Origin of the sequence: Edaphobacter lichenicola, assembly GCF_014201315.1 — a bacterium.
Classification (GTDB): domain Bacteria; phylum Acidobacteriota; class Terriglobia; order Terriglobales; family Acidobacteriaceae; genus Edaphobacter; species Edaphobacter lichenicola_B.
The window spans coordinates 1174355-1188927 of sequence record NZ_JACHDY010000001.1; the positions used below are offsets into that span (position 1 = coordinate 1174355).

Annotated in this window: 15 protein-coding genes; 9 read left to right on the forward strand and 6 right to left on the reverse strand. The window is 60.3% G+C overall.

The window, feature by feature from the left end; genetic code table 11:
* Nucleotides 1-119 precede the first annotated feature (119 nt).
* Complete coding sequence (locus HDF09_RS05000; RefSeq protein WP_311718702.1) at nucleotides 120-599, reverse strand: response regulator; 480 nt, start codon at nucleotides 597-599, stop codon at nucleotides 120-122.
* Nucleotides 600-803: 204 nt separating this feature from the next.
* Here HDF09_RS05000 and HDF09_RS05005 point away from each other — a divergent pair, with 204 nt between their 5' ends.
* A complete protein-coding gene (locus tag HDF09_RS05005) occupies nucleotides 804-3191 on the forward strand; it encodes an LptF/LptG family permease (protein ID WP_183762305.1) in 2388 nt (795 codons plus the stop codon).
* Nucleotides 3192-3251: 60 nt separating this feature from the next.
* On the opposite strand, the gene HDF09_RS05010 is transcribed toward HDF09_RS05005, so the two are convergent.
* Both HDF09_RS05010 and HDF09_RS05015 read right to left on the reverse strand, forming a co-directional pair.
* Complete coding sequence (locus HDF09_RS05010) at nucleotides 3252-3758, reverse strand: SRPBCC family protein (protein ID WP_183762308.1); 507 nt, start codon at nucleotides 3756-3758, stop codon at nucleotides 3252-3254.
* Nucleotides 3724-4104 (reverse strand): ArsR/SmtB family transcription factor, encoded by a 381-nt coding sequence (locus HDF09_RS05015; protein WP_183762311.1) that lies wholly within the window; start codon nucleotides 4102-4104, stop codon nucleotides 3724-3726. The genes HDF09_RS05010 and HDF09_RS05015 overlap by 35 nt, the downstream gene beginning before the upstream one ends.
* A 120-nt stretch (nucleotides 4105-4224) precedes the next feature.
* Between HDF09_RS05015 and HDF09_RS05020 the strand changes: the two genes are divergently transcribed.
* Both HDF09_RS05020 and HDF09_RS05025 read left to right on the forward strand, forming a co-directional pair.
* Nucleotides 4225-4962, forward strand: a complete 738-nt coding sequence (locus HDF09_RS05020; protein WP_183762315.1) for an FKBP-type peptidyl-prolyl cis-trans isomerase — start codon at nucleotides 4225-4227, stop codon at nucleotides 4960-4962.
* A gap of 44 nt (nucleotides 4963-5006) precedes the next feature.
* The gene (locus HDF09_RS05025) at nucleotides 5007-6773 is read left to right on the forward strand and encodes an ABC transporter ATP-binding protein (RefSeq protein WP_183762318.1); all 1767 of its coding nucleotides are present in this window, start codon (nucleotides 5007-5009) and stop codon (nucleotides 6771-6773) included.
* Nucleotides 6774-6913: 140 nt separating this feature from the next.
* Here HDF09_RS05025 and fliS read toward each other — a convergent pair whose 3' ends face one another.
* The 3 genes from fliS to HDF09_RS05040 form a co-directional block, all read right to left on the reverse strand.
* Nucleotides 6914-7387 (reverse strand): flagellar export chaperone FliS, encoded by a 474-nt coding sequence (fliS, locus tag HDF09_RS05030; protein ID WP_183762321.1) that lies wholly within the window; start codon nucleotides 7385-7387, stop codon nucleotides 6914-6916.
* Between the two features lie 4 nt (nucleotides 7388-7391).
* The gene (gene fliD, locus HDF09_RS05035) at nucleotides 7392-8762 is read right to left on the reverse strand and encodes a flagellar filament capping protein FliD (RefSeq protein WP_183762323.1); all 1371 of its coding nucleotides are present in this window, start codon (nucleotides 8760-8762) and stop codon (nucleotides 7392-7394) included.
* Between the two features lie 153 nt (nucleotides 8763-8915).
* Complete coding sequence (locus HDF09_RS05040) at nucleotides 8916-9761, reverse strand: flagellin (protein WP_183762326.1); 846 nt, start codon at nucleotides 9759-9761, stop codon at nucleotides 8916-8918.
* 265 nt (nucleotides 9762-10026) lie between these two features.
* Here HDF09_RS05040 and HDF09_RS05045 point away from each other — a divergent pair, with 265 nt between their 5' ends.
* From HDF09_RS05045 to HDF09_RS05070, 6 genes are all read left to right on the forward strand, one after another.
* Nucleotides 10027-10317, forward strand: a complete 291-nt coding sequence (locus tag HDF09_RS05045) for a flagellar FlbD family protein (RefSeq protein ID WP_183762329.1) — start codon at nucleotides 10027-10029, stop codon at nucleotides 10315-10317.
* Between the two features lie 27 nt (nucleotides 10318-10344).
* Nucleotides 10345-11130: a flagellar motor protein gene (locus HDF09_RS05050; RefSeq protein ID WP_183762332.1), complete on the forward strand. Its 786-nt coding sequence runs from the start codon at nucleotides 10345-10347 to the stop codon at nucleotides 11128-11130.
* The gene (locus tag HDF09_RS05055) at nucleotides 11127-11900 is read left to right on the forward strand and encodes a flagellar motor protein MotB (RefSeq protein ID WP_183762335.1); all 774 of its coding nucleotides are present in this window, start codon (nucleotides 11127-11129) and stop codon (nucleotides 11898-11900) included. The genes HDF09_RS05050 and HDF09_RS05055 overlap by 4 nt, the downstream gene beginning before the upstream one ends.
* Before the next feature lie 70 nt (nucleotides 11901-11970).
* The gene (locus tag HDF09_RS05060) at nucleotides 11971-13473 is read left to right on the forward strand and encodes an AlkA N-terminal domain-containing protein (RefSeq protein WP_183762338.1); all 1503 of its coding nucleotides are present in this window, start codon (nucleotides 11971-11973) and stop codon (nucleotides 13471-13473) included.
* Nucleotides 13466-14029: a methylated-DNA--[protein]-cysteine S-methyltransferase gene (gene ogt / locus HDF09_RS05065; RefSeq protein WP_183762341.1), complete on the forward strand. Its 564-nt coding sequence runs from the start codon at nucleotides 13466-13468 to the stop codon at nucleotides 14027-14029. Before HDF09_RS05060 ends, ogt begins: the two co-directional genes overlap by 8 nt.
* Before the next feature lie 78 nt (nucleotides 14030-14107).
* Nucleotides 14108-14437 carry a hypothetical protein gene (locus tag HDF09_RS05070; RefSeq protein ID WP_183762344.1) on the forward strand — a complete coding sequence of 110 codons (330 nt, stop codon included), beginning with the start codon at nucleotides 14108-14110 and terminating at the stop codon, nucleotides 14435-14437.
* Nucleotides 14438-14573 lie beyond the last annotated feature (136 nt).

The window sequence follows — 14573 nt, forward strand, 5'->3', positions numbered from 1 at the left end:
CCTTCCCTGCCACTTCATCCTCATGGAAAAAAGTCTCGCTCCGACTTCCAACGCCGGCGCAGAAAACTCCAACTAACGCCGCCAGGTAAACGCCAATCGGCAGCCCAACCAAGGAAAGCCTACCGCGCTTCCTTCCACCTTCGCGCCTCCGCCGGTGCAAGAATCCGATGCACTTTGCTTAGCAACTCCGGCAACCGGAAGGGCTTCGCCAGGAAGCTCCAACCCTCCTGCTCCAGCCGCAACTTCTGCGCGCTGTCCACCATCCCACCCGAGATCATCAACACCGGCAGCCCGTTACGGATTGTCTTCAACTCCCGCGCCAGCTCCATCCCCGACTTGCCCGGCATATACAGATCCGTCACCAGCAGATCGATCTCGGGCACGCTGCGAAAGATCTGCGCAGCCCGCTCGGCATCGCTGGAGCTAAAGACTCCATAGCCTTCGTGTTCTAAAAACGTTCGCGTCAGCGCTCGCATATCCGGATCGTCATCCACCAGCAAAATCCTGCTCGGCGAAAGCTCAGTGGCACGACGCTCAGAGGCAAAAATATCTAACGACATCGGCGAATCATCATAGTTGTTCTGAATCTTTGCTCCCACTTCCACCCTCAAACTCTCGGCTCGCATTCGGCGTCAACAGCCACGCGAAGTCCTCGCATTCAGCATGTTGCTCTCAGAGGATGGAGTGCACAATCTCTCCGCGAGTTGCCTAGGCCCAAACACAATGCCTAACTCCTTCTCTCTCAATCAGTAATTTTCCACACACGCGATACACTTGAACCAGCTTCACCAAGCAGCAAACAAATGCGCATCATCACCCGCTACATCCTCCGCGAAGTAATCTCGCACGCCCTCCTCGGCGGAGCACTCTTTACCTTTGTCATCTTCATGCGCGACCTGGGGCGCATCCTCGACTTCGTCGTCCGCGACTCCGCCACCATGGGAGACGTCGCACGCATCATCCTCTTCACCCTCCCCCCAGCCCTCACCGTCACCATCCCCATGGCCGTCCTGGTCGGCATCCTTCTCGGTCTCTCCCGCCTCGCCGCCGACAGCGAGATCACCGCCATGCGTGCCAGCGGCATGGGTGCCATCGACTTCGTCCGCATCGTCTCCATCGTCTCCGCCGTCGCCCTCGCGCTCGGCCTCTTCAACTCCCTCTACCTCGCCCCCCGCGCCGCCTCCGGCCTCATCGCCTTAGGCGAATCTCTAAAGTCCTCGCAAGCCTCCTTCGAGGTCCAGCCCCGCGTCTTCTACGAAGAGTTCAAAGACCGCGTTCTCTACATCCAGGACGCCAGCCCCGCAGCCGGAGCCGCTCTCTGGCATCACGTCTTCCTCGCCGACCTCACCGAGCCGGCCGACCCGCACATCACCACCGCCGACCAGGCCATCGTCGTCAACGGCACCCCCAACTCGCCCGACGCCCAGACCATCCGCCTTCACCTGCTCAACGGCGGCCAGCACGACACCTCCTCCACCGACCCCAACCAATACAACATCTCCACCTTCACCAGCACCGACGTCCCCATCGAGACCGAAGCCCCCGAAGAAGCCCATCTCGGCCGCGTCAACACCCCCATCCAGGCACTCTCCCTTCCCGAACTCTGGCGTCGCGCCAAAGCCGCCCAGGCCACCAGCGGCCACGAGTCCTCCATCTACCGCATCGAGTTCAACAAGCGCTTCTCCTACCCCTTCGCCTGTCTCGTCCTCATGCTCGTCGGCGTTCCGCTCGGCATCTCGTCCAAGCGCGGAGGCAAATCCACCGGCTTCGTCCTCACCATCCTCCTCGTCTTCATCTACTACTTCCTCTCCTCCGTAGGAGTCGCCTTCGCACAATCAGGCAAGCTCTCGCCCTTCCTCGGCGTCTGGGGAGCGAACCTTCTCTTCGCCGCCGCCGGTGCGCTTCTCCTCTATCAAATGTCCCGCGGAGGCATCGCCCTCAGCCTCGTCTCCACCGTCGGCGTCTGGCTCGGCAAGCTCATCACCCGCCTCACCAGCAACGGCCACGAATCCGCCAACGCCCGCTCCAACCACGACGTCGCCACCCTCCTCCGCCGCTTCCGCAGCATCGTGCGCATCCAGTTCCCTCTTCTGCTCGACGACTACGTCATGCGCGAGTACGCCACCAACTTCGCCATCGTCCTCAGCTCCTTCTCCACCCTCTTCCTCATCTTCACCTTCTTCGAGCTCATCGGGCCCATCTTCAAAAACCGCACCCCACTCATCACCGTAGGCGAATACCTCGTCACGCTCATCCCCTACATCCTCTACAACATCACGCCCCTCTGCGCGCTCGTCGCCGTCCTTGTCACCTTCGGCTCCCTCAGCCGCACCTCCGAGCTCACCGCAATGAAGTCCAGCGGCATCAGCCTCTACCGCATCATCACGCCAGTCCTCATCGTCACCATCCTCATCTCCGCCGGCCTCTTCGTCTTCGACGAGCTCTACCTCCCCGCCGCCAACCGCCGCCAGGAAGCTCTCCTCTCCATCATCAAAGACAAGCCCACCCAAACCTTCTCGCGCCCAGACCGCCAGTGGATCTCCGGCCAGACCAACAACGCCGGCGAACCCTCCCGCATCTTCTACTACCAGTACTTCAACGCGGAAAAAGACACCTTCGCCAACCTCACCGTCTTCGAGTTCGACCCAGCCTCATTCACACTTCAACGACGCATCTTCGCCGCAACCGCCCAATGGGACCCCAAAGTCAACAACTGGGTCTTCGACAACGGCTGGCAGCGCACCTTCTCCGGCGAAACCATCGCCAGCTACCAGCCCTTCACCGTAGCCACCTTCCCCGAGATCCGCGAGCAACCCACCTACTTCAAAAAGGAGTACATCCCCTCGCAGGAGATGAGCTACACCGAGCTCTCCCGCTACATCACCGATCTCAAGCAATCCGGCTTCGACACCAAGCGCCTCAGCGTCCAGCTCAACAAAAAGATCGCCTACCCACTCATCACCCTGGTCATGGCCATCCTCGCCATACCCTTCGCCTTATCCATGGGTAAAAAAGGCTCCCTCACCGGCATCGCTACTGCCATTGGCCTCGCCATCACCTACTGGGTCGTCGCGCTCATCTTCGAGTCCCTCGGCAACGTCAACACCCTACCCGCAGTCCTCGCCGCCTGGACGCCCGATCTCCTCTTCGGCATCACCGGCACCTACCTCCTCCTCCGCACACCCACGTAACTTCAGCAACAGTACAAGTCAAGCAGCAGCGGACCCACCCGTCCGCCGCCGCTCTTTTCATCAGGCCTCGATAGCTGCGGCCAGCTTGTTAAACAAGCTCTCCCAGCCCATCGCATGACCATCTCGCGAGCCTTCCGTAGCGAACTGTTCATGCCGCAACCGAATCTCCGTTCCGCCCTCGACATCTCTCAGAAACACCGTCACCATCGAGGTCTCCGTCGGAGCCCAACTTCCGTTCCACGTAAACTGCAGCAGCTCGTTCGGAATTACCCTTAGATACTCCCCGCGAACAGCTACCTGACGTTTTCTCTCTTCCTCCGTCATCCCCTCCTTGGCACACATCATCCCCTGCGATAAAACTTCGTAAGTTCCTCCCTCACGCACATCGAGCGTGGCGCTCACAAAGTTCATATCTCCCGGCGCATGCCATTTCTGCAGAATCTCCGGCCGCGTCCACGCCTCGTAGACCTTTGCCCGGCTCGCCCGGATCACTCGCGTCAACTCAAGCTTCAAAGCGCTGCTCTCACGCCCATCATCCTTCTTCTGTTCCAGTTCCAGAGTTGCCATTCCGCACATCCTCTCCCGGCGTCTCCGCCGTCTCCAGGTAATTCTGAAGGGCATCCAACTGGCCCGTCCAGAAGGTTTCGTAGTAGGCAAGCCACTCCTGCGCCGCCCGTAAAGTATCCGCGTTCAACCACACGAACCGGTAGTTGCCCTTCTTCTCCCGCCGAACCAGCTCCGCCCGTTCCAGCACCTGCAGATGCTTCGAAACGGCCGCCAGCGACATGCTGTAGGGCCCAGCAATCTCCCCAACAGTCTTCGCCTCCCGGCTAACATCCCGCAAAATCGCCCGACGCGTAGCGTCCGACAGAGCATGAAACACAGAATCCAAAGCAACCGTTGATTCAACCATGTGGTTGAATATATACGAACACTAAAAACTATTCAACCAAATAATTAAATAGATTGACCACAGCACTAAAAACCACCAGTTCACCTCCGGCTCGTCCAAACGTCCTAAACTGGAAGCACAATGACTGCAAAGCTCTCCTCGATCGCCCTCCTGGCCGCTCTAACCACCGCCGCCACCGCCCAAACCACCCCGAAGGCAACAACGACCACCCCGCACCACACCACCACCGCCGCAAAAACCTCCGCCACGCCTCCCAACATCCCCAAGGTAGTCGGCCTCCCCAGACCCCTCTACACGCTCCGGTACATCGACACCAAGATCGGCACCGGCGCACCCGCCGAAGAGCGCAAGTACTACACAGTCCACTACACCGGCTGGCTCACCAACGGCACCAAGTTCGACTCCTCCTTCGACCACCCAGGTGGCGAGCCGATCACCTTCCCCTACGGCGCACACCGCGTCATCATGGGCTGGGACACAGGTTTTCAGGGCATGCATATCGGAGGAAAGCGCCGCCTGTTCGTCCCATACCAGTTGGCCTACGGCGAATCTGGCCGTCCCCCCGTCATCCCGGCCAAAGCGGACCTCATCTTCGACGTCGAACTAGTCTCCATGTCCGACACGCCGCCCCAACCCAAGACACCTCCTGCCGCACCAACTGCGCCCGAATCCCCTCAAAAGACCGTACCGACTACTCCGTCGACTCCAACCACTCCGACTACTCCGTCGACTCAAACCACCCCGACAACCCCAACGACTCAAACTACGCCGACAACTCAAACCACCCCAACCACACCAACTGCTCCAAGTACCCCAACCACTCCAACCACCAATCCTCCGCACCCTGAGACCCTATAACCTCATCTGATCCCTAGGAATCCCAAGGACACTCAGAAACCAATATGTTGGAACGACTTAAACCGCTAGCACCCTACCTCAGGCGATACTGGAAGAATCTCGCCTGGGGCGGGGTTGCAGTCATCCTCTACAACACCATCAAGGTGCTCATCCCCATCGTCATCGGCCACGCCATCGACGACATGCAGCACGGCATCACCGAAACCAAAGTCGTCCACCACACCCTTCGCCTGCTCCTCATCGCGGTCCTCTCCGCGATCTTCCTCTACATCACCCGCCAGGTCATCATCGGTGCCTCCCGCGAGATCGAGTTCGACCTCCGCAACGACCTCTTCAGCAACCTTGAGCGCCAGGCCCCCAGCTTCTATCACACCACCCGCACCGGCGACATCATGGCGCGCACCACCAACGACCTCAACGCCGTCCGCCAGCTCCTCGGCCCTGCGATCATGTACAGCGCTAACACCATCGTCTTCACCGCGGCCGCGTTGCCCTTCATGTACCGCATCAGCCCCCGGCTCACCTTCTTCGCCTTCGTCCCTCTCCCCATGGCCTCGGTGCTTGTCCAGTACTTCGGCAACCGCATCCACCGCCGCTTCGAGCGCATCCAGGCCATGTTCTCCGACATCTCCGCCAAGGCCCAGGAGAACTTCTCCGGCGCCCGCCTCATCCGAGCCTTCGCGCAGGAAGACGCCGAGATCGACTCCTTCGAGACCGCCAACCTCGAGTACATCAAACGCAGCCTTCATCTCGTCCGCCTCATGGCCATGCTCTGGCCCACGCTCGAATTCGTCCTCGGCCTCTCGCTGATGATCACACTGCTGGTAGGCGGCCACGAGGTCGTATCCCATCACATCTCCGTAGGCCAGTTCACCTCGTTTAACGTCTACATGGTGCAGCTCACCTGGCCCATGATCGCCGTAGGCTGGGTCGTCAACCTCTTCCAGCGCGGCACCGCCTCAGTCGTCCGCATCGACGAGCTCCTCAAGCAGCAACCAGCCATCACCGATCAGGACGTCACCCCGCAACAACTCCGTCGCTTCGAAGACGCAGAAGAGATCACAGGCGACATCGAGTTCCGCAATCTAACCTTCGCCTACCCCGACGCGCCTGCGGTCTTGAAGGACATCAACCTCCGTATCCCCGCCGGATCCTCTCTAGCCATCGTCGGCCCCACGGGCTCCGGAAAATCAACCCTCGTCGGCCTCATACCACGCCTGCACGACGCAGCTCCCGGCATGGTCCTGGTAGACGGCGAACCCATCCGCTCCTACCCCCTCGCCGACATCCGCCGCCAGATCGGCTTCGTCCCGCAAGAGACCTTCCTCTTCTCCGACACCATCCGCCAGAACATCGCCTTCGGCAGACCCGACGCCTCCGAGAAGCAGATCCAGGACGCAGCCAGCGTCGCGCACATCGGCAACGAGATCCTCGAGTTCCCCAAAGGCTTCGAAACCATGGTAGGCGAGCGCGGAATCACCCTCTCCGGCGGTCAGAAGCAACGCACCGCCATCGCCCGCGCCATCATCCGCGAGCCACGCATCCTCATCCTCGACGACGCCCTCGCCAGCGTAGACACCTACACCGAAGAGCGCATCCTCAACGGCCTCCGTCAAGGCATGGGCACCCGCACCACCATCTTCATCTCCCACCGAATCTCAACCGCCCGCAACGCCGATCAGATCGCCGTCCTCGTAGCCGGCCGTATCGCAGAGCTAGGGACCCACGAAGAACTCATCGCGCGCAATGGCTACTACACCAGCCTCTTCGAAAAGCAGCGCCTCGAAGAAGAACTAGCCGTAGCCACGTAGCAGCGAGTTAGCGAGTTAGCGAGTTAGCTAGTCAGCATGTTGGCAAATTCAGCATATTGGCAAACGCGATTCGTCTTCTCGTCAGGCTCACAGCTAACTAGCTGACTTGCTGACTAGCTAACTCGCTGACTCGCTGAGCCTCAAGCCGACCAACCCGAAGCCGCAGCCTCGCCAGCAGGCGCATACACCTCCGCCTGCGGAACAAACCGCTCCTCCCGCGTCCGCAGCTCTCTCGGCAGCACCTTGCCGGCCTCCGGATCGCGTGCCACTACCATCCATGCCTGACGAACATTGCGAACAAACCCAATCACCTCTTCAAACTGCTCCTTCGACTCCAGATGCGACGCCTCCAGTGTCATCGTGAACATCGTCGCGTAGAAGTCTGCCAGCGAAGCAGCCACCGTTCCACCCAGATCCGGACGCAGCCGCGCCTGAAGATACGTCAGGATATCCAGCACCTTCTTCACCGCGATGCGCCGCCCCCGAACGTCGTCCTCCTCCACACACTGCATCGCCCGATAAAGAAACCGAACCGTACCATCGTAAAGCGCAACGATCTGCTCGACTCCGGTTGCGCCCGCCAAAGACTGCTGCTGATAGTTTCTTTCGCTCATTGATTTATCTCGGATTCTGGTTGAAGCCGGTAACGGCGCTGTAAATCTCATTCACCTGGTTCAGTTGGCTGGGAATGGACTGCAGGATCTGGTTCGCAGCATTCAGCTCATTCGTAAGCTGTGTCTTCTGCTCCGACAGCAATGTATTTTCGTTAGTGATGTCTGCATTCAGCGCCTTCTCCTGTGCTGCATTCTGCTGCTGCGCAAGATAGATCGCGCCATTGGGAGCCTGCGTGCCGAGATTATTCACCGCCGTTGTGAGCGTCTGGCCGAAGCTGCCTGAATTCTGAAAAAACCCGGTAACGTCGGAGAGATTCGAACTGAGCGCGCTGGTGAGCGTACTCGAGTCCAGCGTCAGAGTCCCGTCATTGTTCATACTGATTCCCAACTGGCCAAAATTGTTGATCGAGCCGCTCGCCGACCCTCCGAAGAGCGCCCCTGTAAGCTGGCTCTGCAACTGAGCCAATATCGGACTCCCCAGAAGAGCTGGAGCAGTGCCAGTAGAGCTATTCGTCTCCTCGGTATTAATGTCCTTGATCACCGTGTTATAGGCGGAGACGAAGTTACTCACAGCCGTTCCTATGTCTGTCGTGTTGTCGGTAACCTGCACTTGTACCTGCGTTCCCGGAGAGGCAGACGAAAGCAGCTGAAAGGTCACCCCGGAGATCGCTCCGGTCACCGTGTTGGACGGACTCGTGACCTGAACTCCATCCAAGGTTATTTGAGCGTCTTGTCCCTGCTGGCCGCTATTGGGAGGACCTGGAAACGTTATGCTGGTGCCACCATCGGCCAGGGTGCTGGTGATGGTGGCCAGCTGTCCAGCCGCACCGCTGGTTCCGCTTACAAGCGAGAGCCGCGACCCGGAAGAATCCGTAATCACACTCGCTTTGACACCGATGGCAGCCGAGTTGATCGCGGAAGCCAGGCCCGTAAGCGTATTGCTGCCGCTGGTGCCGGTGTCAAACACTTTGCCCTGAATCGTCACGGTGCCGGTAAGGGTATCGCTGGCACTCGGAATCGCGGTCGAAACATCTGATGAGGTCTGCGCCAATTGGGTAATCGTGACCGTGTGACTACCGGCCACAGCCGACGAACCGGCAGAGGTGAGACTTAACAAATCGGTATTAGAACTCGATCCCAACTTCTCCGCAAAGACTCCGTTAAAATCCGTAAGCGCCTGCAAGGCTGTCGTGAGGCTTCCAAGGTCAGTCCCAAGCCCGCTGAAGACCGTATCCTGGGCCTTTAACGTAGTCAGTTGATTATTCCACGGAGTTTCAATCGCCTGTTCCGACGCCTGAATCGCCGTGACGGTTGACGCTACGTCAAACCCCTGGCCGCTCGTCGCCGATCCGAAACTTAATCCAACTGTACCCATGTCATCTTCCCGCTTTCCTACACGGCAATAAGCAATCACCGAGCCAGCCTGACGGCCCGTGAATTAGAGATCTCTAAGCGTGATCATCGGAGGCCCATAACCGAAGAAGCGGCGACCGGACCATCTCATCCGGCCGCCGCCTGCTTCCACGTCTTACTGCAGCAGTTTCAGAATCTCCTGCTGCACGCTGTTGGCCTGGGCCAAAGCGCTGATACCGGTCTGGCTCAGCACCTGGAACTTCGCCAGATCGCTGGTCGCCTGACCGTAGTTGGTCGAACGGATGCTGCTCTCAGCAGACGAGAGATTCACCTCTTCGGTGCTTGCAACGTTCGCAGCGGCGTTCAACTGGTTGATGTTCGCGCCGATCGCACCACGCTGGTTCGACACGTCGGTGATAGCAGAGTTCACCGCAGCCAGAGCAGCAGCCGCGCCCGTCACCAGGGACAAGCCGGAGAGAGTCGCTCCCGCACCGCCTCCGGTTGCCGTACCGACACTCGCTGTGGTCAACGCACCGGTCGTAGCAGCAATCGTCGTAGTTCCGGTTGCCGTCCCGTCGGTCACGACGAAGTTCGTCGCAGCTGCCGAGAAGACCGCGTTGCTGTTGAAGTTTGTAGCCGTGCCGATATTGCCAATTTCAGTAACGATGCTTTGAAACTCCGTATTCGCCGCAGTCGTCTGAGCAGCCGTCAAGCCGCCGTTCTGCGCCTCGGTCGCCAGCGTCGTCGCCCGGTCCAGCAGGTTCGTCACCTGCGACAGAGCGCCATCAGCGGTCTGCAGCAAGCCAACACCGTTCTGGGCATTCTGGGCCGACTGGGTCAGAGCCGCTTCGTTGGCATGAAGACCGTCAGCAACCGAAAGGCCGGCCGCGTCGTCCGCCCCGCTGTTGATGCGAGAGCCAGAAGAGAGCTGTTGAAGGACATTCTGGAGACTGCCCTGTGTCTGGTTGAGGTTGTTCTCTGCATAGGTTGCTGCAACGTTGGTAAGAATGCCCAAGGACATGGGTAAACGCTCCTGTACTGCTCGGTTTGAGTTACCGCGACGCCAGTCCCGGGTGTCCGACCGGCGAACTCACCGCCCTGCCGAAGCAGTCTGTGAGATCCGGTTCACCAAGCGGTAGGCTCCGCGTTCAAACCCCTCATCGGCGTCCTCCGCCCCGACTTTACGCAAATCTCATTTCGCTCCACCGTCACAGTCACCTGCCTCCCGCTCCCTATTGACCGCTACTTCCCTGCCGATGAGACATCTGGGAGGAGTCCTTAAACACATGATCGAACTGACACGCCTCAACGGTAGTCCTCTCGCCGTAAACTGCGACCTCATCAAATACGCCGAAGCCTCACCCGACACCGTCCTCACCTTAATCACCGGCGAAAAGCTCATCGTCCTCGAGCCCTGCAGCCAGGTCTCGCAGCTCACCCTCGAGTTCCGCGCCGCCGTCCTTCGCCAGGCCTGGCCCGAGGCCGCACCGGCTCTCATCGCAAGATCCGCGCACGACGCCGACCAGCAGCTTCGCAACGCAGACAAGAATCAAGACCGCAAAGCCTCTCACGAATAATCAACTTCACCCTGGAAGAGGAGACCCATGGACATCGCCAGCATTGGTGGCATCGCTCTCGCCCTCATCGGCATTCTCGCCGGCATGATGGTCGAAGGCGGCAGCATCGCCCAGATCACCCAGCCCACCGCGGCCATGATCGTCATCGGGGGCACACTCGGCGCCGTCATGCTCCAGTTTCCGATGAACATCTTCCTCGCCGCCATCAAGGCCGCCGCAAAAGTCTTCCTCCACAAAGGATCGAACGGCGAAGCCACGCTCGCTCAAATCGTAGCCTTCGCCAACAAGGCCCGCAGAAGCGGCATCGTCTCCCTCGACGCCGACCTCTCCACCGTCACCGATCCCTTTCTCCGCCAGGCTCTCATGCTCGCCGTCGACGGCACCGAACCCTCCGAAGTCCGCAAGATCATGCAGCTCGAGCTCGACAACAAATCCGAGATCGAAGAAAAGATCCCCGCTGTCTTCGAGGCCGCCGGCGGTTACTCTCCCACAGTCGGCATCATCGGCGCGGTCCTTGGACTCATCCAGGTCATGAAGAACCTCTCCAACATCGATGAGGTCGGCCGCGGCATCGCCGTCGCCTTCGTCGCCACCATCTACGGCGTCGCCATGGCAAACCTCATCTGCCTTCCCGCCGCAGGCAAGCTCAAATTCCGTCACCGCGAAGAACAGATGATCAAAGAGATGATGCTCGAAGGCGTCATCTCTATCCTCGAAGGCATGAACCCACGCATGATCGAGACCAAGCTCCGCACCTACCTCTTCGACTCGCATCCACCCAAACCCGGCAAAGCCACAGAGGTTGGCGCATGAGCAAAAAGAAACATCCCGAACACGTCAACCACGAGCGCTGGCTGGTCTCTTACGCAGACTTCATCACGCTGCTCTTCGCCTTCTTCGTCGTCCTCTTCGCCTCCAGCCAGTCGGACAAGAAGAAGCAGCTCAAGCTCTCCGAGGCCATGCAGACCGCCTTCACCCCCCTCGGCACCTTCGACGCCCACTCGAAGACGCCGCCGCTCACCGACATCAACGCCTCCGCCATCACCAACTCCATCCCCTCGCCGATCGTGCGTCCCCTCCCCGCAGCGAGCAGCACAGAGAGCCCACAGGAAACGTTGGAAGAGACCGAAGCCCGCCTGCGCAAACTCATCGCCGAACAGGTCGCCGCCGGTGGCATCCCTCCCGGCGGCATCGCCATGCGCATCACCCCCGATGGCCTCGTCATCTCCCTTCACGAAGCCGGCTTCTTCCCCTCCGGCTCCGCAGAGGTCCGCCCGGCATCGATCCCCATGATCTCGATCCTCGCCAACACACTGCCAGTTGGCCCACTCCGCGTCGAAGGCCACACCGACAACGTTCCCATTCACACCGTGCAGTTCGCCAGCAACTGGGAGCTCTCCACCGCACGCTCCACCGCCATCGCGCGCCTGCTCCTCGAACACGGCCCCATCGACCCCGCCAACCTCGCCGCCGCCGGCTACGCCGAGTTTCACCCCGTCGCCAGCAACGACACCGAAGACGGACGCACCCAGAACCGCCGAGTCGACATCATCCTCTTGCGAAAGCAGGCAGCTTCACAATAACCAGCTTCCAACAAAGTGACCATGTCCGAAAATCGCGAGTTTGCGCCTCTCATCATGAGAGACTTCGTACATGGAACTACCCGACAAAGAGACCTGTTACCGTGCACTCCAGAGCCGTGATCCGCGGTTCGACGGCCTGATGTACGTCGGCGTCAAATCCACCGGAATCTACTGCCGCCCCGTCTGTCCGGCCCGTACGGCAAAATACGAAAACTGCACCTTCTATCCCTCCGCAGCAGCAGCGCACGAGGCCGGCTATCGTCCCTGCCTGCGTTGCCGTCCAGAGACCGCACCCGAATTAGCCTCATGGCGCGGAACCTCCAACACCGTCTCACGCGCGCTCGCACTCATAGCCGACGGTGCCCTCGACGGCGAAGGCAAGACCGTAGAGGCGCTCGCCGAACGTCTAGGCGTCGGCGAGCGTCACTTACGCAGACTCTTCCTTCAGCACCTCGGAGCCTCTCCAATTGCCGTAGCACAGACCCGGCGCGTCCTCTTCGCCAAGCACCTCATCCACGAAACGCAGATGCCCATGACCGAAGTAGCAATCGCGGCGGGCTTCAGCAGCCTGCGCCGCTTCAACGAGCTCTTTCAAACACTCTTCCATCGCCCACCCACTGCCCTCCGGCGAAGGTCCTCCGCAAGCCGCCCAACCACCGAGGCAGGCATCACACTCCGTCTGCGTTATCGCCCACCGTACGACTGGGAGTCCATGCTCAGCTTTCTGCACGCGCGTGCCATCCCCGGCGTCGAAGTAGTCGAGAAAGGATGCTATCGCCGCACCGTTGAGATCGACGGATCGCGTGGAAGCATCGCAGTCACTCACCTCCCGCAGCGACAGAGCCTCAGCGTATCCATTCAATTCCCCGCCGTGCAGTCCCTGCCTGCAATCGTAGCCCGTGTGCGTCGCCTCTTCGACATCGGCGCAGACATCGAGACCATCGACGCGCACCTCTCGCACGATCCGCATCTCGCGCCGTGGGTAGCCCTACGCCCCGGCCTGCGTGCACCAGGCGGCTGGGACGGCTTCGAACTCGCGGTACGCGCAATCCTCGGCCAGCAGATCAGCGTCGTCGCCGCCCGCAAGCTTGCAGGGCAGCTCGTAGCGCTCCACGGCAAGCCGCTCCCAAAGAACCCCAGCACCCCTCCAGGCCTGACCCATACCTTCCCCACGGCGAAGCGCATCGCCACAGCAAAATCAATCGGACTGGGCATGCCAACCGCACGCCTCGCCTCCTTGAAAGCACTCGCGCATGCAGCAGCCGACGACCCCAACCTCTTCCGTCCGCTTGGGACGATCGAAGAGGTCATCGTAAAGCTGCGCACCATTCCCGGCATCGGCGACTGGACCGCGCAATACATCGCCCTCCGCGCAATCCGCGAGATGGACGCCTTCCCCGCATCCGACATCGGCCTGCTGCGAGGAGCAACGAAGCTCGACGGAGCACCCGCAACTCCAAAGTCTCTCCTGCATCGCGCCGAGTCGTGGCGACCGTGGCGCGCCTATGCGGCACAGCATCTCTGGGCCGCCAACACCAACGAAATCCCGCACACCGAGAGACCAAATGCATGAACCCCTGAAACTCCTGACAGATCAACTCGACACGCCGATAGGCGAGATGATCCTCGTGGCCGACCATGACGGCAACCTGCGCGCCATCGACTGGACCGATCACACCGAGCGCCTGCACAATCTCCTCCGGCGTCACTATGGCCGCAACGGCTTCACGCTCGAGCCTGCAAACAATCCGTCCGGCCTCACGAACGCGATCAAGCGTTACTTCGCAGGAGATCTCACCGCGATCTCCACGCTCCCGGTGCAAACAGCCGGCACGCCCTTTCAGCGCGAGGTCTGGCGCGCCCTGCGAGAGATCCCCCACGGCACAACCACCACCTACGGACAGCTCGCCGCGCAGATCGGCCGACCGAACGCAGTCCGTGCAGTCGGACTCGCCAACGGCTCCAACCCCATCGGAGTTGTAGTCCCCTGTCACCGCGTCATCGGATCCAACGGCTCCCTCACCGGCTACGGCGGCGGCCTCGAGCGCAAACGCTGGCTCCTCAATCACGAAGACACGAATCATCAAAACAAAGAACAAACCGCAAGCCTTCCCCTCAAACTCACTTGAGAATACAATCGCAACAGCAAAAATAATTTCCGGCGCAGAGGTATCCCTTGCCCGATCTCTTCGTCAAACCTCACAACGATGAAAAAAACTGTGCACCTCCTCGCAACGCTGCTCTGTCTCCTGACTCTTCTCGTCAGCGCAGCCACCTGCGTCAAGATCGCACAGCCCAAGCAATCCTCCTGCGATCACTGCCCCAGGCAATCGCCCCTCGATCAGCACCTTCCCTCCTGTTGCAGCGCACAGCAGCAAGCACCTGCAGTCGCCTCCACACAGATTGAGCCGCAGCTCCAACTCCACGCAGTCCCAGTCTCTGCACTCAACGACGAGATCCCATCCCCACTGCTCGCACCCGTCCTTCGACTCGCAGCACCGCCCCCACTCCCTCTCCGCACCCCACTTCGTATCTGATTCCCTCTTGAGCCTCCCCGCGTTACAGCGCCTTCACGCTGTCTCCAGATAACGCACGCCTCAAGACAAGGAACTCCCATGCGCTCCCTCCTCACAGCGGCCCTGTTTTCATTGGTCTTTCTCACTCCATCGCGAA